This is a genomic window from Pseudomonas sp. PGPR40 (genome assembly GCF_022014505.1).
GTDB lineage: Bacteria > Pseudomonadota > Gammaproteobacteria > Pseudomonadales > Pseudomonadaceae > Aquipseudomonas.
The window spans coordinates 1-21,282 of record NZ_JAKLSP010000015.1; the positions used below are offsets into that span (position 1 = coordinate 1).

The following is a 21,282-nucleotide window of genomic DNA, read 5'->3' on the forward strand; positions in this document are numbered from 1 at the left end:
CGGTGTAACTCAAGGTCGCCATCAGGGCCAGTTGATAGAGATTCAGCGCACAGAATTTGTCATCGGTGGACAGCAGGGGCCGCAAGGCGCGCATCGGCCGCACTTCCAGCACATTGTGTTGGTTGGGACTCAGCGCAATGCCGAACGAATGCTCGGGGCCGAACCCCAGTTCGCTCATGGCCCGAAGCAGGGCGCTTTGGGGTTGGTAGAAACGCTTGACCACCGGTGGCAAATGCGTGCCATCACGGACCAGGTCCCGCACCTCGACCTGGACGAAGACATCGGCGTCTTTGATGGCCGGGTTGTGTTCACGACGAAATCCGTCTTCGTGGAAGAATCGGGTTTGTTCGGCGCGGAACTGGAGTTCGGTGATGGGGAGGGGGTAGTAGTCTCGCTTTATCAACCGTTCATAGGGTTTATCGAGTCCGCTGTACCGCTTGTCCAAGCTGAGTACGACACTTCCTCGGTAATGGTTCTCCACCTTGGCAAATCCCTCACCATCCAATCGTCCGGTATATTCCTGGCCGACACTGTCCACAACGGTGTAATGCAAGCCACCGTAGGGTTTCCCATCGCCGTGTTCGTCAACCAATCGAAAACTCGTCCAGTGCCCCCGTAGCGGGCAAACCAGCATTTTGCTGCTGAAACAAGAGTGATCTCGCTCCTGATGTGCCATACCTGATTTCCTTATTCAGTGCAGTTGGGGTAGACGGTGCAAGTTCTGCCGCCGGGCATTTTGAAAGATTTGAAATCTGTGGTGTTGCCACGGCAAAAAGCGTCTTGATCCTCAAGGCTTTCTCCCAGGCAACGTTTCCAACCTTGCGGAAAGCGAATCCAGGTGTCCTGCCCAAAGGGCCGCTCCTCGGCCGCCATCCCGAACACCATCCTCACCGTCCTGCCCGGCAACTGATCGCGCTGCAATACCCCGCCCGCCATGCGTTTCACCATCTGTCCACTCGCATCGACGGCCCGGCAGTGCAGGATTTTCCGAATATTGCGTTTGGGTCCTACAGTGCGAAACAGCCACTGGCATTGCCCTTGAAACGTCTGAATACCGGAGGCTGGAAAACCTGGACGGTCATCTGCAAGTTCGTCGTAAAAGGACAGGCTGGCAAAGTCACCGCCGATGTCAGACCAGCGCGTTCCCCACTTCGCGTCGAGATTCAGTTTCAAGCTACTCAACACCAACGGACAGCCGCCTGCGCGCGTCGTCAGCGGGATCTGAAACTCTGCCGTGCGCGCAATACTTTGGAATTCGCTGGTGAAAAACTTGCGGTTCGGCGCCACTTTTCCTCGCTGGCGCGGCGGCGCCTCACAGGTTTCGCCGCTGGCCGGCTCGTAATAGGCATCAACCTTGACCCTGAAATCGGCCGGGACTTCGGCCTGCAAGGTAAAGCGCTCTGCCGGTGCAAAGACACAACCACCCGCGGCAAGCGCCAGCGCAATGATTGCCAGGGCGCGAGCAAATGGCCCGCTCGCGAAACACGACGATGGACCGTTATTGAGAACTGGCTTATCCCATTCCTGGAGTGCCGTCACTTGATGCTCCTGCCAACTGACTCCGTAGAAAACGAAGTATCAACAGAGGTATAGCCGTCATCCAGAACGGTTTGAGGGGCCAGGAAGCGTTTGGGACCGCGCCTACGTCAGTCTCTGAAATATCTGACATATTCAGCCATGCAATGACGGGAAGGGTTGTCCCGCTCATGAAGCCATGTCTGATTTCCTTATTCAGTGCAGTTGGGGTAGACGGTGCAGGTCCTACCGTCAGGCATTCTGAAATCCTTGAATTGAGGCGGTTCCAGACGGAGTTCTTCTATATCTCGTCCCCATTGGCTCTCGCACGGTTTCCAGCCGCTCGGCGTTTTGAACCAATACATTTTGATCTATGCTCGGCCTCTCGCTCCGGAGGGCCTTCGATGACTGATTTACTCACGTCCATTCAAGCCGCACTCGGCTTGCCCCACACGCCAATCCCGTTCACCTCGAGTGGCGCCCTGCCCTCGGCGTTTGCCGTGACTGACCTGGCCTGCGCCAGCATTTCCGCCGCTGGTCAGGCTGTCAGTGAATTGCTGCAACAACACACCGGCCGCTTGCCTGCCCTTGAAGTCGATCGCCGCCTTGCGTCGTTCTGGTTCGCCACCTCGATCCGCCCTGTGGGCTGGAGCGTCCCGCCGTTGTGGGATCCGGTTGCCGGCGACTATGCGACCAAGGACGGCTGGATCCGCCTGCACACCAACGCGCCTCATCACCGCACCGCTGCCGAATCGGTGCTCGGCGCCTGTGCCGACCACGCCGCAGCGGCGGGCAAAGTAGCTCAATGGGCCAAAAGCGATCTGGAACAGGCCGTGGTCGAAGCCGGTGGTTGCGCCGCCGAGATGCGAACCTGGACGCAATGGCAGTTTCACCCCCAGGGTCGAGCCGTGAACGCCGAACCGCTGATTCACTTCAGCGTCGACGACAGCCAAAACGCCAAACCGTGGCAGGGTTCGGTGGCCCAACCGCTGGCCGGGATCAAAGTGCTGGACCTGACGCGGGTACTCGCCGGCCCGATCGCCAGCCGCTTCCTCGCAGGGCTGGGCGCCGACGTGCTGCGCATCGACCCGCCGACCTGGAACGAACCGGGCGTGGTGCCGGAAGTGACCCTGGGCAAACGCTGCGCGCGCCTGGATCTGCACGATAAAACTGATCGCGCAGTGTTCGAAAGCTTGCTCAAAGACACCGACATTCTGCTCCACGGCTACCGCGCCGATGCATTGGAAAGATTGGGGTACGGCGTCGTCGTGCGTCAAAAACTGGCGCCGGGCCTGATTGATGTGTGCCTCAACGCCTACGGTTGGAGCGGCCCCTGGCAGAACCGTCGAGGGTTCGACAGTTTGGTACAGATGAGCAGCGGGATTGCCGAAGCGGGGAGGCAGTGGAAGAAAGCGAATAAACCGACGCCGCTGCCGGTACAGGCGCTTGATCACGCCACCGGGTATTTGATGGCAGCTGCGGCGATCACGTTATTGGCTGAACGATTGAGTAGCGGGCGCGGCGGGTCAGCCAGATTGTCGTTGGCGCGGACCGCCAAGCTGCTGATTGAACATGGCGCGGGGACCGATGAGGCATTGCGGGCGGAGGATCAAAGCGATCAAGGAATGTTGGTTGAACAGACGCCTTGGGGTCCGGCCCATCGACTTCATGTGCCGCTGAAAATCACCGGGACACCACTACAGTGGGCACTGCCGGCCGGGGAATTGGGTTCTCATCGTGCGCAGTGGTGGTGACTGTTCGGGCCTCTTCGCGAGCAAGCCCGCTCCCACATGTGATCGCATTCCTCCATGGAAACTCGGTCATCGTAGGAGCGGGCTTGCCCGCGAAGAGGCCCGGAAAGTCACTACACATCTCAGCTCAATCCGGTCGACTCAGCGATGTCCAAAGCACCTGCGCCGCCCTGGCCTGACCGAAATCACACCGTGAACACCGTTCAACCCGATGCTGCGCGAGTACACCCCATCGACCACGGTTTCCATCCCGACCACGGCCCGCGCCGACAAGAATCCCAGCATCGCCGACCAGTCATAAGGCGGTTGATACGCCAGCAGCAACCTCACAACGACAACAACCCGCTATACAACCCATACGCCGCCAGCCCCGCACCGGCAACCACACAGCTGAAAATCCCCTTCTCCATCAACGTGAACAACGGCTCACCCTGTTCCCGCTTGGCCTGGGCAAACAGAATCACACCCGGTGCATACAACAACGCCGAGAGCAGCAGATATTTCACCCCGCCGGCATATAACAACCACACCGCGTAACTCAGGGCGATGCCGCCGATCAGCAAGTCTTTCGTGCGCTCGGCCGAGGCATGCTCATAGGTTTCCCCTCGCCCGCTCAACAACACCGCATACGCCGCCGACCACAGATACGGCACCAGAATCATCGATGAGGCGAGGTAAATCAGGCTGGTGTAAGTACCGGCGGAAAACAGGGTGATCAGCAGAAAAATCTGGATCATCACGTTGGTCAGCCACAAAGCATTGACCGGTACATGGTTGGCGTTTTCCTTTTTCAGGAAGGCTGGCATGGTCTTGTCTTTCGCAGTGGCGAAGAGAATTTCGGCGCACAGCAGCGCCCACGACAACAACGCCCCCAGCAGCGAAACCGCCAAGCCGACGCTGATCAGCACCGCGCCCCAATGACCGACCACGTGTTCCAGCACCGCGGCCAGGGACGGGTTCTGCAACGTGGCCAATTCCGGTTGGCTCATGATCCCGAGAGATAACACGTTCACCAGCACCAGCAGCGCCAACACTCCGATAAAACCGATAACCGTCGCCCGGCCCACGTCCGAACGTTTCTCCGCCCTCGCCGAATACACACTGGCGCCTTCAATACCAATGAACACGAACACCGTGACCAGCATCATGTTGCGCACCTGGTCCATCACGCCGCCGAAATTGGGGTTGCTGCGGCCCCAGATGTCCCGAGTGAAGATGTCCGCCTTGAAGGCCACGGCGGCGATGATGATGAACATGATCAGCGGCACGATCTTGGCCACGGTGGTCAATTGATTGATGAACGCCGCCTCTCTGATCCCGCGCAGCACCAGAAAATGCACCGCCCACAACAGCACCGAGGCGCAGCCGATGGCAATCGGTGTGTTGCCCTGGCCAAACACCGGAAAGAAATAACCAAGGGTGCTGAACAGCAGCACGAAATAACCGACGTTGCCCAGCCAGGCGCTGATCCAGTATCCCCAGGCAGATGAGAAACCCATGTAATCGCCGAAACCTGCCTTGGCGTAAGCGTACACACCAGAGTCCAGTTCAGGTTTGCGATTGGCCAAAGTCTGAAAGACGAAGGCCAAGGTCAGCATGCCAACGGCAGTGATCGCCCAACCGATCAATATCGCCCCGGCATCGGCACGCGCCGCCATGTTTTGCGGTAAGGAGAAAATCCCGCCGCCAACCATCGATCCCACCACCAAAGCGATCAGCGCACTCAGGCGAAGCTTTTGCGTCGGTTGCGACATTCGTGCATCTCCATTTCCCTACCGCGCTATGGCCGCCAGACCGTCACATAGTCGGTTTTTAACTAAATAGATAAAGCGTAATAACGCTTATCAATTAACGCCAATATTTGTCTTTATTTATAACTAATCACGCTAGCGCAGCCGTCCGTAAATAGCGGTTTTGTCGGGAGATCCTAATAAATCAATATCACTGCAAAATCAAATGACCAATACTTGCCAAAACAAAAAAACAAACTAGCGTCTAAACTTTCAACTGACACGATTTATTTCTTTCACTTTTATCCGAGGTCTCTGGAGAGGGCTTTTTTGGGCATTAACCTTATGCCTGTAAAAGACCCATAAGTCTTTTATTAACAATGGAATGTGATCATGCATTGATCTAAGTCAGATGTTTGAACAGTGAACGAAATTAATCTGTTTCTTTCTTCTCCTGCACTGGAGTCATGCAATGTCTGAATCCCCCGGAAAACTGAAACTCGGCGCTCTGGTTGCATTGGTTGTCGGCTCAATGATTGGTGGGGGGATCTTCTCTTTGCCCCAGAACATGGCCGCCAGTGCAGACGTCGGTGCCGTTCTTATCGGTTGGGCAATTACCGCGGTGGGCATGTTGACCCTCGCCTTCGTCTTCCAGACCCTCGCTAATCGCAAACCTGATCTGGACGGCGGTGTTTACGCCTACGCCAAAGCCGGTTTCGGCGACTACATGGGTTTCTCGTCCGCCTGGGGTTACTGGATCAGCGCCTGGCTGGGCAACGTCGGTTACTTTGTCCTGCTGTTCAGCACTCTCGGCTATTTCTTCCCGATCTTCGGCGAAGGCAATACCGTTGCCGCGGTGATTGGTGCCTCCGTGCTGCTCTGGGGTGTGCATTTCCTGGTATTGCGCGGTATCAAGGAAGCAGCATTCATCAACCTGGTGACCACCGTCGCCAAAATCGTACCGCTGCTGCTGTTTGTCCTGATTGCGATTTTCGCGTTCAAACTGGACATCTTCACTGCCGATATCTGGGGCGTGAAAAACCCTGACCTGGGCAGCGTGATGAACCAGGTGCGCAAGATGATGCTGGTCACTGTCTGGGTGTTCATCGGCATCGAAGGCGCGAGCATCTTCTCGGCCCGTGCGGAAAAACGTAGCGATGTGGGTAAAGCCACAGTGATCGGTTTCATCACCGTGCTGCTGTTCCTGGTGCTGGTGAACGTGCTGTCGCTGGGGATCATGACCCAACCGGAATTGGCCAAACTGCAGAACCCGTCCATGGCCGCGGTGCTGGAACATGTAGTCGGTCATTGGGGCGCGGTGCTGATCAGCGTCGGCTTGATCATCTCGTTGCTGGGTGCGCTGCTGTCGTGGGTGTTGCTGTGTGCAGAGATCATGTTCGCTGCCGCCAAGGACCACACCATGCCGGCCTTTTTGCGCCGCGAAAACGCCAACCATGTGCCGGTCAACGCGCTGTGGCTGACTAACGCCATGGTCCAGTTGTTCCTGATCATCACGCTGTTCTCGGCCAGCACTTACTTGTCGCTGATCTACCTCGCCACCTCAATGATTCTGGTGCCGTACCTGTGGTCGGCGGCTTACGCGCTGCTGTTGGCGGTACGCGGCGAAAGTTATGAAAACGCTATAGCCGAGCGCAGGAAAGACCTGTTCATCGGCGCCGTCGCATTGATCTACGCGGTCTGGCTGATCTATGCCGGTGGCGTCAAATACCTGCTGCTCTCCGCCCTGCTCTATGCGCCCGGCGTGATCCTGTTCGCCAAGGCCAAGCTTGAAGTCAACAAACCGGTTTTCACCAACGTCGAGAAGCTGATTTTCGCCGCCGTAGTCGTGGGCGCCCTGGTGGCAGCTTATGGGCTGTATGACGGCTTCCTGACTCTGTAACACCTGAACCCTATGTCATCTGGAGGATCACTGTAATGACCACCGAAAAAGTTAAGTACGGCGTCCATTCCGAAGCCGGCAAACTGCGTAAAGTCATGGTTTGCTCCCCCGGCCTGGCCCACCAGCGGCTGACCCCGAACAACTGCGATGAACTGCTTTTCGATGATGTGCTGTGGGTTGCCCAAGCCAAGCGTGACCATTTCGACTTCGTCACCAAAATGCGCGAACGCAACATCGACGTGCTGGAAATGCACAACTTGCTGACCGATATTGTCGCCATTCCAGAAGCGCTGGACTGGATTCTGCAACGCAAGATCACCGCCAACTCGGTCGGTCTTGGGCTGGTCAACGAAACCGCTTCCTGGCTGCGTAGCCTGGAGCCGAGAAAGATTGCCGAATTCCTGATTGGCGGCGTCTCCGCCGATGATCTGCCGGACAGCTTCGGCGGCAAGACCATTCAGATGTTCCGCGAATTTCTCGGTCACTCCAGCTTCATTCTGCCGCCGCTGCCCAACACCCAGTTCACCCGCGACACCACCTGCTGGATCTATGGCGGCGTGACGCTCAACCCGATGTACTGGCCGGCGCGTCGTCAGGAAACCCTGCTGGCCACCGCCATCTACAAGTTCCATCCGCAATTCACCAACGCCGACTTTCAGATCTGGTACGGCGACCCGGATCAGGACCATGGCAGCGCCACCCTGGAGGGCGGCGACGTGATGCCGATCGGCAACGGTGTGGTGTTGATCGGCATGGGCGAGCGTTCGTCCCGCCAGGCCATCGGCCAATTGGCGGTCAACCTGTTCAAGAACAAAGCGGTCGAGCGTGTGATTGTCGCCGGCCTGCCGAAGTCCCGCGCGGCAATGCACCTGGATACCGTGTTCAGCTTCTGCGACCGGGATCTTGTGACCATTTTCCCGGAAGTGGTGAACCAGATCGTCGCCTTCAGCGTGCGCCCTGATGAAAGCAAACCGGGCGGCGTTGACGTTCGCCGCGAAGAAACCAGCTTCCTTGATACCGTGGCCAAGGCCCTCAACCTCAAAGCGCTGCGCGTGGTGGAAACCGGCGGCAACAGCTTCGCCGCCGAACGCGAGCAATGGGACGACGGCAACAATGTGGTGGCCGTGGAGCCCGGCGTGGTCATCGGTTACGACCGCAACACCTACACCAACACCCTGCTGCGCAAGGCCGGCATCGAGGTCATCACCATCAGCGCCGGTGAATTGGGGCGTGGGCGTGGCGGCGGCCACTGCATGACCTGCCCGATTATTCGTGACCCTATCGACTATTAACTTTCAAACCCTGGCCGCCGCTTATCCAGCGCGGCCCGGGGGATAACCGATACCAAAGGAGATCCAATCATGGCTTTTAACATGCGCAATCGCAGCCTGCTGAGTTTGATGCACCACACCACTCGCGAGCTGAACTACCTGCTGGACCTGTCCCGTGACCTCAAACGCGCCAAGTACACCGGCACCGAGCGTCCACACCTGCAAGGCAAGAACATCGCGCTGATCTTCGAAAAAACCTCGACCCGCACCCGTTGCGCCTTCGAAGTCGCGGCCCATGACCAGGGCGCTCACGTCACCTACATCGACCCGGTGTCGTCGCAGATCGGCCACAAGGAAAGCATGAAAGACACCGCCCGCGTGCTCGGGCGGATGTTCGACGCCATCGAGTACCGTGGTTTCGAACAGGAAATCGTCGAAGAGCTGGCCAAATTCGCTGGCGTGCCGGTATTCAATGGCCTGACCGCTGAATTCCACCCGACGCAAATGATTGCCGACACCCTGACCATGCGTGAACACAGCGACAAGCCGCTGCATGACATCAGCTACGCTTATCTCGGCGATGCCCGCTACAACATGGGCAATTCGCTGTTGATGATCGGCGCCAAACTCGGCATGGACGTGCGCATTGCCGCACCGAAAGCGCTGTGGCCGCATCAGGACTTCATCGACGAGTGCCAGGCCTTCGCCGCCGAAAGCGGCGCGCGCATCACCATCACCGAAGACCCGAAAGAAGCGGTCAAGGGCGTGGACTTCATCCACACCGACATCTGGGTCTCGATGGGCGAGCCGGTGGAAGCGTGGGACGAGCGCATCGAGCAACTGCTGCCATATCAGGTCAACGCCGACATGATGAAGGCCTCGGGCAACCCGCGCGTGAAATTCATGCACTGCCTGCCGGCGTTCCACAACAGCGAAACCAAGGTCGGCAAGGACATCGCCGCGCGTTATCCGCACCTGGCCAACGGCGTCGAAGTGACGGAAGAAGTCTTCGAATCGCCCGCCAACATCGCCTTCGAGCAAGCGGAAAACCGCATGCACACCATCAAGGCGATTCTGGTGTCGGCGTTGGCGGATATCTAAAGACTGATGCGGTGATCGTTCCCACGCTCACCGCTGATCGTTCCCACGCTCTGCGTGGTAATGCATCCAGTGACGCTCCGCGTCACATGGGACGCAGAGCGTCCCGGGCGGCATTCCCACGGGGACCGTGGGAACGATCAGCAAGGGAACGATCATTGTGTTGTTCGCTCCCTCTCTGAAAGGACTGCATTATGCGTATCGTCGTCGCTCTGGGCGGTAACGCCCTGCTCCGCCGGGGTGAACCCATGACCGCGGACAATCAACGCGCCAACATCCGCGTCGCCACCGAACAGATCGCCAAGGTCCATCCCGGCAACCAACTGGTGATCGCCCACGGTAATGGTCCGCAAGTCGGGCTGCTGTCGCTGCAAGCGGCGGCCTACACCCAGGTTTCCGCTTACCCGCTGGACGTGCTCGGTGCCGAAACCGAAGGCATGATCGGCTACATCATCGAACAGGAACTGGGCAACCTGCTGGACTTCGAAGTTCCGTTCGCCACCCTGCTGACCCAGGTCGAAGTCGATGCCAACGACCCGGCGTTCCAGGCCCCCAGCAAACCCATCGGCCCGGTCTATACCAAGGCCGAAGCGGAAAAACTCGCTGCCGAGAAAGGCTGGGCGATTGCTCCGGACGGCGACAAATTCCGCCGTGTGGTGGCCAGCCCGAGACCAAAACGCATCTTCGAAATCCGCCCGATCAAGTGGTTGCTGGAAAAAGGCAGCATCGTGATCTGCGCTGGCGGTGGCGGCATCCCGACGATGTACGGCGCCAGCGGCAAACTGCAGGGCGTGGAAGCGGTGATCGACAAGGACCTATGCTCGGCGCTGCTGGCCGAACAGCTTGAAAGCGATCTGTTGGTGATCGCCACCGACGTCAGCGCGGCGTTCATCGATTTCGGCAAACCCACCCAGAAAGCCATCGCCCAGGCCCACCCGGATGAAATGGAAAAACTCGGCTTCGCGGCCGGCTCCATGGGACCAAAGGTCCAGGCGGCCTGCGAGTTCGCGCGCCATACTGGAAAAACTGCGGTGATCGGCTCACTCTCGGACATCGAAGCGATCGTCCAGGGCAAGGCCGGCACGCGTATCAGTACGGCGACACCTGGCATTACTTACTTATAAGGAGAGACGTCAATGGCAACGTTTCAGCCCGGTCATCTGCATATCGAGCGCCACGCGCTGACCCCGGATGATGTCAACTACAACGTGCATCTCGACTATGAAGTCACACAGGATCCCAAGAAAGGCAAAGGGATACTGTTCACCATGCACGGCAGCATGCAGGGAAAGGACATGACGGAGACCTTCTTTCTGCCCAAGGAGGAGGCTTACAACTTCGCCAACAACGTGACGAAAATCGCCGAGAAGTACGGAATCCCGAAGACACATAGCCAGATCGGCTCGGTTCACAAGCATTACGATTTGATGTTTGAAGACATCCGGAAGCAGTTGGATATGAAATCCGGCGACCCGGTACACCTCGAGAACTTCGAATAACCCATACAACCTGTAGGAGCGAGGCTTGCCCGCGAAGCTTTTAGCGGTCTTGATGGCCTCTTCGCGGGCAAGCCTCGCTCCTACAATTAGAATTAGCACGCGCATTTCACCTAAGACCCGCCCCAAGGCATACTTGCCACCCTTCGCACTCCAGAACCCAACCGCCCCATGCGCATCCACGTCAGTTTCATCGACCGCGTCGGTATTACCCAGGAAGTCCTGGCCCTGCTCGGTGGGCGTAATCTCAACCTGGATGCGGTGGAAATGGTGCCGCCCAACGTTTACATCGACGCCCCGACCTTGAGTCCGGCAGTGCTCGAAGAGCTGCGCGACGCCCTGTTCAGCGTGCGCGGTGTGCAAGCGGTGACGGTGGTCGACATCCTTCCCGGCCAGCGCCGTCACTTGCAGCTCGATGCGCTGCTCGCCGCGATGACCGACCCGGTATTGGCCCTCGACAGCGCTGGCAAGGTGCTGCTGGCCAACCCGGCGCTGATTGCCCTGTACGGCCGCGAACCGGCGGGTGAAAGCATCAGCGAGCTGTTTGCCGACCCGGCGCTGCTCGACGCGTTGCTGGAAAACGGCTTCCGCCTGCCGCTGCGCGAGATCACCGTCAACGGCCAGACCCTATTGCTGGACGCCACGCCGATCACCGACGCCGGCGCCCTGCTGACCCTGTATCAACCGAACCGCATCGGCGAACGTCTCTCGGCGCTGCACCACGACCACGCCGAAGGCTTCGATGCGCTGCTCGGTGAATCCCCGGCGATTCGTACGCTCAAGGCTCGCGCCCAGCGAGTCGCCGCCCTCGATGCCCCATTGCTGATTCAGGGCGAAACCGGCACCGGCAAAGAACTGGTGGCCCGCGCCTGCCACGCCATCAGCGCTCGCCATAGTTCGCCGTTCCTGGCGTTGAACTGCGCGGCATTGCCGGAAAATCTCGCCGAAAGCGAACTGTTCGGCTACGCCCCCGGTGCCTTCACCGGCGCACAACGGGGCGGTAAACCGGGGCTGATGGAACTGGCCAACCAGGGCACGGTATTTCTCGACGAGATCGGTGAAATGTCGCCGTACTTGCAGGCGAAATTGCTGCGTTTTCTCAATGACGGCAGCTTCCGTCGGGTCGGTGGCGATCGCGAAGTGAAGGTCAATGTGCGGATCCTCAGCGCCACCCACCGCGATCTGGAAAAAATGGTCAGCGAAGGCGCTTTTCGCGAAGATCTGTTCTATCGCCTCAACGTCCTGAATGTCGAAGTCCCGCCCCTGCGCGACCGCGGCCAGGACATTCTGCTGCTGGCGCGCTACTTCATGCAGCAAGCCTGCGCACAGATCCAGCGCCCTGTCTGTCGCCTGGCGCCGGGTACTTATCCGGCGCTGCTCGGTAATCGCTGGCCGGGCAATGTGCGGCAATTGCAGAACGTGATCTTCCGTGCCGCGGCGATTTGCGAAAGCAGCCTGGTGGACATCGGCGACCTCGACATCGCCGGCACCGCCGTGGCGCGCCAGAGCGATACCGAGGTCGACAGCCTCGAACAGGCCATGGAAGAGTTCGAGAAAACCTTGCTGGAAAAGCTCTACGTCAGCTACCCCTCGACCCGCCAACTGGCCAGCCGCCTGCAAACCTCCCACACCGCGATCGCCCATCGGTTGCGTAAGTACGGGATTCCCAATAAGCCGTAAGGCTTCGGTACCGGACTAGCTGTATTGATCGTTCCCACGCTCTGCGTGGGAATGCAGCCCGTGACGCTCCGCGTCACTGGACGCGGAGCGTCCCTAGAGGCATTCCCACGCGGAGCGTGGGAACGATCATTTGCTCAACTCAAAAGCGACCCCTATCTGTACTGAAAGCGCTACAGCGGAACGATATCGCTACACCCTCTCCTGATCACCGCTGTGCAAGGTTTTGATCCCCTTAGGCTTTTTCCCCCACCTTGTGCTGTAGCGATTTCGCTACAGCCAGCAAATTCTCACACGTTGGACAAACCTATAAGTTATTGATTTATAACGATTAAACAACATTGGCCGCGTTTTTGCTTAGTAACCACCCATAAAGCAGGGCTTTTTGCCCAAGCATTCAATCGCGTCCACCAGACGAGTCTGGCCCCTTAGGAGTTTCCATGAGCGAGTTGCGTTTTACTGAAGATCACGAATGGCTGCGCACCGAAGCTGACGGCACCGTCACAGTCGGCATCACCGCTTTCGCACAGAACGCCCTGGGCGACGTGGTTTTCGTACAACTGCCTGAGCTGCAGTCCTACGACAAAGGCGCAGAAGCCGCCACCGTGGAATCGGTAAAAGCCGCCAGCGGCGTGTACATGCCACTCGACGGCGAAGTGCTGGAAGTGAACCCGGCGCTGGACAGCAGCCCGGAACTGGTCAACGAAGATCCACTGGGCGAAGGCTGGTTCTTCCGCTTCAAGCCAACCGACGCCTCGGCTGTCGGCCAACTGCTGGATCAAGATGCTTACGACCGTCTGATCGCCCAAGCCTGAGGAGCGCCGACATGACTCAAATACTTCCTGTTTCTGTAAATGTCACCACCGCCAATGAATTCATCGCGCGCCACATCGGCCCGCGTGCCGGCGACGAGCAAGCCATGCTCAACAGCCTCGGCTTTGACTCTCTGGAAGCCCTGAGCGCCAGCGTCATCCCCGATAGCATCAAGGGCACCAGCGTCCTCGGCCTGGAAGACGGCTTGAGTGAAGCTGATGCCCTGGCGCTGATCAAATCCATCGCCGGCAAAAACCTGCTGTTCAAGACCTACATCGGCCAGGGCTACTACAACTGCCATACACCATCGCCGATCCTGCGCAACCTGCTGGAAAACCCGGCCTGGTACACCGCCTACACCCCGTACCAGCCAGAAATTTCCCAGGGCCGTCTCGAAGCGCTGCTGAACTTCCAGACCCTGATCAGCGACCTCACCGGCCTGCCGATCGCCAACGCTTCCCTGCTGGATGAAGCCACCGCCGCTGCTGAAGCCATGACCTTCTGCAAACGCCTGAGCAAGAACAAAGGCAGCCACGCGTTCTTCGCCTCGGTGCATTGCCACCCGCAAACCCTCGACGTGCTGCGCACCCGTGCCGAGCCGTTGGGCATCGACGTGGTGGTCGGCGACGAGCGCGAACTGAGCGACGTGACGCCGTTCTTCGGCGCCCTGCTGCAATACCCGGCCAGCAACGGTGACGTGTTCGACTATCGCGAACTGACCGAACGTTTCCACGCCGCCAATGCGCTGGTCGCCGTCGCCGCTGACCTGCTGGCCTTAACCGTACTGACCCCGCCGGGCGAGTTCGGCGCCGACGTGGCCATCGGCAGCGCGCAGCGTTTCGGCGTGCCGCTGGGTTTCGGTGGTCCGCACGCGGCCTACTTCTCCACCAAGGACGCGTTCAAGCGTGACATGCCGGGCCGTCTGGTCGGCGTTTCGGTGGACCGTTTCGGCAAGCCGGCCCTGCGCCTGGCCATGCAGACCCGCGAGCAACATATCCGTCGCGAGAAAGCCACCAGCAACATTTGCACCGCCCAAGTGCTGCTGGCCAACATCGCCAGCATGTACGCCGTGTACCACGGCCCGAAAGGCCTGACGCAGATCGCCCAGCGCATTCATCACCTGACCGCGATCCTCGCCCAAGGCTTGAGCGCATTGGGCCTGAATGTCGAGCAAGCCAGCTTCTTCGACACGCTGACAATTAAAACCGGCGTTAATACCGCCAAGCTGCACGACCAGGCACGTGCTCAGCAGATCAACCTGCGCGTGGTCGATGCCGAACGCCTGGGCCTGTCCCTGGACGAAACCACTTCGCAAGCGGATGTGGAAACCCTGTGGGCCCTGCTGGCCGACGGTAAAACCCTGCCAGACTTCGCCGCACTGGCCGCAAATGTTGCAAGCACGATCCCGGTCGCGCTGGTTCGTCAATCGCCGATCCTCAGCCACCCGGTGTTCAACCGTTATCACTCGGAAACCGAGCTGATGCGCTACCTGCGCAAGCTCGCCGACAAGGACCTGGCCCTGGATCGCACCATGATCCCGCTGGGTTCCTGCACCATGAAACTCAACGCCGCCAGCGAAATGATCCCGGTGACCTGGGCTGAATTCGGTGCCCTGCACCCGTTCGCCCCGGCTGAACAAAGCGCCGGTTATCAGCAGCTGACCGATGAACTGGAAGCGATGCTCTGCGCCGCCACCGGTTACGACTCGATCTCCCTGCAACCAAACGCCGGTTCGCAAGGTGAATACGCCGGCCTGCTGGCGATCCGCGCCTATCACCAGAGCCGTGGCGAAGACCGTCGCGACATCTGCCTGATCCCGTCGTCCGCCCACGGCACCAACCCGGCCACCGCCAACATGGCCGGCATGCGTGTAGTCGTGACCGCGTGCGATGCCCGCGGCAACGTCGACATCGAAGACCTGCGCGCCAAGGCCATCGAGCACCGCGAGCATCTCGCGGCATTGATGATCACTTATCCGTCGACCCACGGCGTCTTCGAAGAAGGTATCCGCGAAATCTGCGGCATCATTCACGACAACGGCGGCCAGGTGTACATCGATGGCGCCAACATGAACGCCATGGTCGGCCTCTGTGCACCGGGCAAGTTCGGCGGCGACGTGTCGCACCTGAACCTGCATAAAACCTTCTGCATTCCACACGGCGGTGGCGGCCCGGGCGTCGGCCCGATTGGCGTCAAGTCGCACCTGACCCCATTCCTGCCGGGCCACGCCCAGATGGAGCGCAAGGAAGGCGCGGTCTGCGCGGCACCGTTCGGCAGCGCGAGCATTCTGCCGATCACTTGGATGTACATTCGAATGATGGGTGGCGCGGGTCTCAAGCGGGCTTCGCAACTGGCGATCCTGAATGCCAACTACATTTCCCGTCGCCTCGAAGAGCATTACCCAGTGCTGTACACCGGCAGCAACGGTCTGGTGGCGCACGAATGCATTCTCGACCTGCGTCCGTTGAAAGACAGCAGCGGCATCAGCGTCGATGACGTCGCCAAGCGCCTGATCGACTTCGGCTTCCACGCCCCGACCATGTCGTTCCCGGTGGCCGGCACGTTGATGATCGAACCGACCGAAAGCGAATCCAAGGAAGAACTGGACCGCTTCTGCGACGCCATGATCCGCATCCGCGAAGAAATCCGCGCGGTGGAAAACGGCACGCTGGACAAGGACGACAACCCGCTGAAAAACGCACCGCACACCGCCGCGGAAATCGTCGGCGAGTGGACGCATCCGTACAGCCGTGAGCAAGCGGTTTACCCGGTAGCGTCGCTGATCGAAGGCAAGTACTGGCCACCGGTCGGTCGGGTCGACAACGTGTTTGGCGATCGCAACCTGGTCTGCGCCTGCCCGTCGATCGAAAGCTACGCTTAAATCTGTGTGGGGCGGTTAATCCGCCCCACTCAAGAACACCGCATATCCCCTTGTGGGAGCGGGCTTGCTCGCGAAAGCGGTGGGTCAGACAACATTGATAGTGACTGATCCACCTCTTTCGCGAGCAAGCCCGCTCCCACAAGGATTTGTGCCAAGCCTCAACTTCCGCCAATTCCTATAACAAGAAACCGGAGAACAACCATGTCGTTAAGCGTGTTCGACCTGTTCAAGATTGGCATCGGTCCCTCCAGTTCCCACACTGTCGGCCCGATGCGCGCAGCTGCGCGTTTTGCCGAAGGTCTGCGCCGTGAAGGGCTGCTGACCGCAACCACCTGCGTCAAAGTCGAGCTCTATGGCTCGCTCGGCGCCACCGGCAAAGGCCACGGCAGCGACAAGGCTGTGTTGCTGGGCCTGGAAGGCGAACACCCGGACACCGTGGATACCGAAACCATCGCCACCCGTTTGCAAGAGATTCGCGGCAGCGGTCGCTTGAACCTGCTCGGCGAACACAGCATTGCGTTCAACGAGAAAGAACACCTGGCGATGATTCGCAAACCGTTGGCCTATCACCCCAATGGCATGATTTTTCGCGCATTCGACGCCGCTGGCCTGCAAATCCGCAGCCGCGAGTACTACTCGGTCGGTGGTGGTTTTGTCGTCGATGAAGACGCCGCCGGTGCCGACCGCATCGTCGAAGACGCCACGCCGCTGACCTTCCCGTTCAAAAGCGCCAAGGACCTGCTCGGTCATTGCACCACCTACGGTTTATCCATCAGCCAAGTGATGCTGACCAACGAAAGTGCCTGGCGCCCCGAAGCGGAAACCCGTGCCGGTTTGCTGAAGATCTGGCAAGTGATGCAAGACTGCGTCGCCGCCGGTTGCCGCAACGAAGGCATTCTGCCCGGTGGATTGAAGGTCAAACGTCGGGCCGCAGCGCTGCATCGGCAATTGTGCAACAACCCGGAATCATCGCTGCGCGATCCGCTGTCAGTGCTGGACTGGGTCAACCTGTACGCTCTGGCGGTCAACGAAGAAAACGCCAACGGCGGACGCGTGGTTACGGCGCCCACCAATGGTGCAGCCGGCATCATCCCGGCGGTGCTGCATTACTACATGCGCTTCATCCCTGGCGCGAACGAAGACGGCGTCGTGCGCTTTCTACTGACGGCCGCCGCGATCGGCATTCTGTACAAGGAAAACGCCTCGATCTCCGGCGCCGAAGTCGGCTGTCAGGGCGAGGTTGGCGTCGCCTGCTCAATGGCCGCGGGCGCCTTGTGTGAAGTGCTGGGCGGCACGGTGCAGCAGGTGGAAAACGCCGCCGAAATCGGCATGGAACACAACCTCGGCCTGACCTGCGATCCGATTGGCGGGCTGGTGCAAGTGCCTTGCATCGAGCGCAACGCCATGGGTTCGGTCAAGGCCATCAATGCGGTGCGCATGGCCCTGCGCGGCGACGGTCAGCACTTCGTCTCCCTCGACAAAGTCATCCGCACCATGCGCCAGACCGGCGCCGACATGAAAAGCAAATACAAGGAAACCGCCCGTGGCGGTTTGGCGGTCAACATTATCGAGTGCTGATGCGCGCATCTGCACTATTTTCAGGAGCTGGATATGTCCACCGAACAATTGTTGAAAACCCCGTTGCATGCATTGCACCTCGAACTCGGCGCCCGCATGGTGCCATTTGCCGGCTACGACATGCCGGTGCAATACCCGTTGGGCGTGATGAAAGAACACCAGCACACCCGTGATCAGGCCGGGCTGTTCGATGTCTCGCACATGGGCCAGATCCGCCTGACCGGCGCCAACGCGGCCAAAGCCCTGGAAACCCTGGTGCCGGTGGACATCATCGACCTGCCGGTGGGTATGCAGCGCTATGCGATGTTCACCAACGACACCGGTGGCATCCTCGACGACCTGATGGTCGCCAATCTCGGTAACGACGAACTGTTCCTGGTGGTCAACGCGGCCTGCAAGGATCAGGACCTGGCGCACCTGCGCAAGCACATCGGCGACCAGTGCACGATCGAGCCACTGTTCGAAGAACGCGCGTTGCTGGCGTTGCAAGGTCCGGCCGCCGTCACCGTGCTCGCACGCCTGGCGCCGGAAGTGGCGAAGATGACCTTCATGCAGTTCGCCCGCGTGAAGCTGTTGGGCGTGGACTGCTTTGTCAGCCGTTCGGGCTACACCGGTGAAGACGGTTTCGAAATCTCCGTACCGGCCGCCAATGCCGAAGCCCTGGCGCGTGCCCTGCTGGCCGAACCGGAAGTGGCGGCCATCGGCCTCGGCGCTCGCGACTCCCTGCGTCTGGAAGCCGGCCTGTGCCTCTACGGCCACGACATGAACACCGAAACCACCCCGATCGAAGCGAGTCTGCTGTGGGCCATCTCCAGGCCTCGTCGTGCCGATGGCGCGCGGGCTGGCGGTTTCCCTGGCGCTGAAACCGTGTTCGCCCAGCAGCAAGCGGATGTCAGCCGCAAACGCGTTGGCCTGCTGCCGCAGGAACGTACGCCAGTGCGTGAAGGCGCGGAAATCGTCAACGAAGCCGGCGACATCATCGGCAGCGTGTGCAGCGGTGGCTTCGGTCCGACCCTCGGCGGTCCTTTGGCCATGGGTTACCTCGACAGCGCTTATATCGCTCTGGAGACGCCGGTTTGGGCAATCGTGCGTGGGAAAAAGGTGCCTTTGCTTGTAAGCAAAATGCCATTTGTTCCACAACGCTACTATCGCGGTTGATTGACTGTTTCTATAAGTAACGCGACTGCGTTAACAGTGCACTAATCTGTAACGCAGTCGCCATAAAACAGTGCGCCCGTTTCGTTTATGAACGTTACTTATAACGATCGAAAACAACTGAACCTTATTATCGAATAAGCCTCCACTAGTGGCCTCTCAACGGCCATCAAGCCAAGGAAATCAGGGCCTTCGCAGGGCTTGTTTTTTCTCCCGTAGTTGGCGTAGAGTTTGTTCACTGTGTTTGCATGGGTCGCTTGGAATCGTGACCTGGGCAGTAGCCTACAAGTTAGCTACATCCCGTTCGACGTCTTCTTACTCTCCTGCAACCAGCCCCAGTACTCTTTCACGAGAAGGAGACTGTCATTCATTTTTGCGTCAAAGGAAATAAGAAATGTCCCAACGTCAGAGCGGTACCGTCAAGTGGTTTAACGACGAGAAAGGGTTTGGTTTTATCACTCCAGAAAGCGGTCCGGATCTGTTCGTACATTTCCGCGCTATTCAGGGCAACGGCTTCAAGAGCCTGAAAGAAGGCCAGAAAGTGACGTTCGTTGCTGTGCAAGGCCAGAAAGGCATGCAGGCTGACGAAGTACAAGCAGAAGCCTGATCTTCTGTAACGAAAAAGCCCCTGATACTGATATCAGGGGCTTTTTTGTGCGCGCAAATCCGTAAAATGGCTTTTTTTTCCGCTCAGAGGCTGCCATGTCGAAACACCTGCTCAACCCACAGGGCGACTTTCCCGCCGTCGGCCTGGGTCGTCGCCTGGCAGCGATGTTCTACGACTTCCTGTTGTGCACCGCCCTGCTAATCGTCACCAGCGGCATTTACAAAATGATCCAGATGGCGATCATCGGCGAAGAAAAAATGCGCGCCCTCACCGAAGCCGGCGCGCTCGACGGCGATCCTCTGCTGTCGACGCTGCTGCTGTTTGTGCTATTTGGCTTCTTCGCGAAGTTCTGGACGTGGTCGGGGCAGACACTGGGCATGCAGGTCTGGGGCATCCGCGTGCAAAACGCCGATGGCTCATCCATCAGCCTGTGGCAGGCGCTACTGCGCTTTGTGGTGTCGATCGCGTCCTGGCTATGCCTTGGACTTGGGTTCCTCTGGTCGCTGTTCGACAAGCAGAAACGCAGCTGGCATGACATCTATTCCAATACCCAACTTGTGCGCATTCCAAAGAAAACCAAGTAATTTCGCCAAATGAAAATCACTGTGGGAGCGGCGGTGCGACGATTCGACTTGCTCGCGAAATCGGTGTGTCAGACAACATCAATGTTGACTGATACGCCCTCTTCGCGAGCAAGCCCGCTCCCACAGTTTTTGCAACTTGCCTGACAGACCTTAAGCGTTGCCAGCCAACTTCATCCGCGCCGCCTGAGTGAAATCAAGCATCCGCTTCAACGGCCGCACCGCCTGCGGAATCAACGCCGGATCAACGAAGATCTCGTTGGTGCCCTCGCGCAAGCTCTTCAGCGTGCGCTCAAGCGTATTCATCGCCATCCACGGGCAATGCGCGCAACTGCGGCACGCTGCGCCGTTACCGGCCGTTGGCGCTTCGATGAAGACCTTGTCCGGGCACAGCTGCTGCATCTTGTAGAAAATGCCGCGGTCGGTGGCGACGATCAGAGTCTTGTTTGGCAGGCTCTGCGCAGCAGCGATCAGCTGACTGGTGGAACCTACCGCGTCGGCCAACTCGATCACTGCGGTCGGCGACTCCGGATGCACCAGAATGGCCGCCTCCGGGTACAGCGCTTTCATGTCTTCGAGCTGCTTGGCCTTGAACTCTTCGTGAACGATGCAGGCACCGTCCCACAGCAGCATGTCGGCACCGGTCTTGCGCTGGATGTAAGTGCCCAGGTGCTTGTCCGGAGCCCAGATAATGGTTTCGCCGTTATCCATCAGGCTTTCGACGATTTCCAGCGCACAGCTGGAAGTCACTACCCAGTCCGCACGCGCCTTGACCGCCGCCGAAGTGTTGGCATACACCACCACCGTACGTTCCGGATGCTGATCGCAGAACGCCGAGAACTCGTCCACCGGGCAACCCAGGTCCAGCGAGCAGGTCGCTTCCAGGGTCGGCATCAGCACGCGTTTTTCAGGATTGAGGATTTTGGCGGTCTCGCCCATGAACTTCACGCCGGCGACCACCACGGTCTTGGCCGGATGGGCATTGCCGAAGCGGGCCATCTCCAGAGAATCGGAGACGCAGCCACCGGTTTCTTCGGCCAGGGCCTGAATGACCGGATCGCAATAGAAGTGGGCAACCAGCACCGCGTCCTGAGCCTTGAGCTCGGCAGCGATGGCAGTGCGGTAATAAGCCTCTTCATCGGCGGTCAGCGGCTTGGGCTGCTTGGCGTCGAGGTGAGCTTGAACCAGAAGGCGTTCGGAAATCTGCGTCATGTTCGCAAGACCTGCAG

Annotated in this window: 16 protein-coding genes and 2 pseudogenes; 13 read left to right on the forward strand and 5 right to left on the reverse strand. The window is 59.2% G+C overall.

Features of this window, described 5'->3' with window-relative positions; translation table 11 throughout:
* Together MEB48_RS14290 and MEB48_RS14295 are read right to left on the reverse strand one after the other, a co-directional pair.
* Positions 1 to 676 (reverse strand): annotated as a pseudogene (locus MEB48_RS14290) (lipase family protein); the annotation flags it as partial.
* Between the two features lie 11 nt (positions 677 to 687).
* Positions 688 to 1,539, reverse strand: a complete 852-nt coding sequence (locus MEB48_RS14295) for a hypothetical protein (protein ID WP_237884829.1) — start codon at positions 1,537 to 1,539, stop codon at positions 688 to 690.
* A 380-nt stretch (positions 1,540 to 1,919) separates the two neighbouring features.
* Between MEB48_RS14295 and MEB48_RS14300 the strand changes: the two genes are divergently transcribed.
* On the forward strand, positions 1,920 to 3,269 hold the full coding sequence (locus tag MEB48_RS14300) for a CoA transferase (protein WP_237884830.1): 1,350 nt from the start codon (positions 1,920 to 1,922) through the stop codon (positions 3,267 to 3,269).
* Positions 3,270 to 3,437: 168 nt separating this feature from the next.
* On the opposite strand, the pseudogene MEB48_RS14305 reads toward MEB48_RS14300, so the two are convergent.
* Together MEB48_RS14305 and arcD (MEB48_RS14310) are read right to left on the reverse strand one after the other, a co-directional pair.
* Positions 3,438 to 3,596, reverse strand: a pseudogene (locus MEB48_RS14305) (AlkA N-terminal domain-containing protein); the annotation flags it as partial.
* The gene (gene arcD, locus MEB48_RS14310) at positions 3,593 to 5,020 is read right to left on the reverse strand and encodes an arginine-ornithine antiporter (protein WP_237884831.1); all 1,428 of its coding nucleotides are present in this window, start codon (positions 5,018 to 5,020) and stop codon (positions 3,593 to 3,595) included. The pseudogene MEB48_RS14305 and the gene arcD (MEB48_RS14310), both read right to left, overlap by 4 nt.
* Positions 5,021 to 5,468: 448 nt before the next feature.
* On the opposite strand from arcD (MEB48_RS14310), the gene arcD (MEB48_RS14315) reads away from it, so the two are divergent.
* The 12 genes from arcD (MEB48_RS14315) (at position 5,469) to MEB48_RS14370 (ending at position 20,056) form a co-directional block, all read left to right on the forward strand.
* Complete coding sequence (gene arcD / locus MEB48_RS14315) at positions 5,469 to 6,896, forward strand: arginine-ornithine antiporter (RefSeq protein WP_237884832.1); 1,428 nt, start codon at positions 5,469 to 5,471, stop codon at positions 6,894 to 6,896.
* A 35-nt stretch (positions 6,897 to 6,931) separates the two neighbouring features.
* Positions 6,932 to 8,188, forward strand: coding sequence for an arginine deiminase (gene arcA, locus MEB48_RS14320; protein ID WP_095054342.1), 1,257 nt, complete (start codon positions 6,932 to 6,934; stop codon positions 8,186 to 8,188).
* Between the two features lie 69 nt (positions 8,189 to 8,257).
* Positions 8,258 to 9,268: an ornithine carbamoyltransferase gene (locus MEB48_RS14325; protein ID WP_237884833.1), complete on the forward strand. Its 1,011-nt coding sequence runs from the start codon at positions 8,258 to 8,260 to the stop codon at positions 9,266 to 9,268.
* Positions 9,269 to 9,459: 191 nt separating this feature from the next.
* Positions 9,460 to 10,389: a carbamate kinase gene (arcC, locus tag MEB48_RS14330; protein ID WP_237884834.1), complete on the forward strand. Its 930-nt coding sequence runs from the start codon at positions 9,460 to 9,462 to the stop codon at positions 10,387 to 10,389.
* A 12-nt stretch (positions 10,390 to 10,401) separates the two neighbouring features.
* Positions 10,402 to 10,764, forward strand: a complete 363-nt coding sequence (locus MEB48_RS14335; protein WP_237884835.1) for a DUF5064 family protein — start codon at positions 10,402 to 10,404, stop codon at positions 10,762 to 10,764.
* Positions 10,765 to 10,932: 168 nt separating this feature from the next.
* The gene (locus MEB48_RS14340; RefSeq protein WP_237884836.1) at positions 10,933 to 12,441 is read left to right on the forward strand and encodes a sigma-54-dependent transcriptional regulator; all 1,509 of its coding nucleotides are present in this window, start codon (positions 10,933 to 10,935) and stop codon (positions 12,439 to 12,441) included.
* 437 nt (positions 12,442 to 12,878) lie between these two features.
* On the forward strand, positions 12,879 to 13,253 hold the full coding sequence (gcvH, locus tag MEB48_RS14345; protein WP_123495486.1) for a glycine cleavage system protein GcvH: 375 nt from the start codon (positions 12,879 to 12,881) through the stop codon (positions 13,251 to 13,253).
* 11 nt (positions 13,254 to 13,264) lie between these two features.
* A complete protein-coding gene (gene gcvP, locus MEB48_RS14350) occupies positions 13,265 to 16,132 on the forward strand; it encodes an aminomethyl-transferring glycine dehydrogenase (protein WP_237884837.1) in 2,868 nt (955 codons plus the stop codon).
* A 201-nt stretch (positions 16,133 to 16,333) separates the two neighbouring features.
* Positions 16,334 to 17,710 carry an L-serine ammonia-lyase gene (locus MEB48_RS14355; RefSeq protein ID WP_237884838.1) on the forward strand — a complete coding sequence of 459 codons (1,377 nt, stop codon included), beginning with the start codon at positions 16,334 to 16,336 and terminating at the stop codon, positions 17,708 to 17,710.
* A gap of 33 nt (positions 17,711 to 17,743) precedes the next feature.
* Entirely contained in the window at positions 17,744 to 18,868 is a 1,125-nt protein-coding gene (gene gcvT / locus MEB48_RS14360; protein WP_237884839.1) for a glycine cleavage system aminomethyltransferase GcvT, read from the forward strand.
* Positions 18,869 to 19,259: 391 nt separating this feature from the next.
* Complete coding sequence (locus tag MEB48_RS14365) at positions 19,260 to 19,472, forward strand: cold-shock protein (RefSeq protein WP_003175786.1); 213 nt, start codon at positions 19,260 to 19,262, stop codon at positions 19,470 to 19,472.
* Between the two features lie 95 nt (positions 19,473 to 19,567).
* Positions 19,568 to 20,056 carry an RDD family protein gene (locus tag MEB48_RS14370; protein WP_237884840.1) on the forward strand — a complete coding sequence of 163 codons (489 nt, stop codon included), beginning with the start codon at positions 19,568 to 19,570 and terminating at the stop codon, positions 20,054 to 20,056.
* Positions 20,057 to 20,206: 150 nt separating this feature from the next.
* Here MEB48_RS14370 and nadA read toward each other — a convergent pair whose 3' ends face one another.
* Complete coding sequence (gene nadA, locus MEB48_RS14375; protein WP_095054350.1) at positions 20,207 to 21,265, reverse strand: quinolinate synthase NadA; 1,059 nt, start codon at positions 21,263 to 21,265, stop codon at positions 20,207 to 20,209.
* Between the last annotated feature and the right edge of the window lie 17 nt (positions 21,266 to 21,282).

Coding starts and splice junctions, on each gene's coding strand:
- MEB48_RS14335 (WP_237884835.1), top strand. CDS start 10,402: ATGGCAACGTTTCAGCCCGGTCATCTGCATATCGAGCGCCACGCGCTG.
- MEB48_RS14300 (WP_237884830.1), top strand. CDS start 1,920: ATGACTGATTTACTCACGTCCATTCAAGCCGCACTCGGCTTGCCCCAC.
- arcA (WP_095054342.1), top strand. CDS start 6,932: ATGACCACCGAAAAAGTTAAGTACGGCGTCCATTCCGAAGCCGGCAAA.
- nadA (WP_095054350.1), bottom strand. CDS start 21,265: ATGACGCAGATTTCCGAACGCCTTCTGGTTCAAGCTCACCTCGACGCC.
- gcvT (WP_237884839.1), top strand. CDS start 17,744: ATGTCCACCGAACAATTGTTGAAAACCCCGTTGCATGCATTGCACCTC.
- arcD (WP_237884831.1), bottom strand. CDS start 5,020: ATGTCGCAACCGACGCAAAAGCTTCGCCTGAGTGCGCTGATCGCTTTG.
- MEB48_RS14340 (WP_237884836.1), top strand. CDS start 10,933: ATGCGCATCCACGTCAGTTTCATCGACCGCGTCGGTATTACCCAGGAA.
- gcvP (WP_237884837.1), top strand. CDS start 13,265: ATGACTCAAATACTTCCTGTTTCTGTAAATGTCACCACCGCCAATGAA.
- gcvH (WP_123495486.1), top strand. CDS start 12,879: ATGAGCGAGTTGCGTTTTACTGAAGATCACGAATGGCTGCGCACCGAA.
- MEB48_RS14365 (WP_003175786.1), top strand. CDS start 19,260: ATGTCCCAACGTCAGAGCGGTACCGTCAAGTGGTTTAACGACGAGAAA.
- arcD (WP_237884832.1), top strand. CDS start 5,469: ATGTCTGAATCCCCCGGAAAACTGAAACTCGGCGCTCTGGTTGCATTG.
- MEB48_RS14370 (WP_237884840.1), top strand. CDS start 19,568: ATGTCGAAACACCTGCTCAACCCACAGGGCGACTTTCCCGCCGTCGGC.
- MEB48_RS14325 (WP_237884833.1), top strand. CDS start 8,258: ATGGCTTTTAACATGCGCAATCGCAGCCTGCTGAGTTTGATGCACCAC.
- arcC (WP_237884834.1), top strand. CDS start 9,460: ATGCGTATCGTCGTCGCTCTGGGCGGTAACGCCCTGCTCCGCCGGGGT.
- MEB48_RS14355 (WP_237884838.1), top strand. CDS start 16,334: ATGTCGTTAAGCGTGTTCGACCTGTTCAAGATTGGCATCGGTCCCTCC.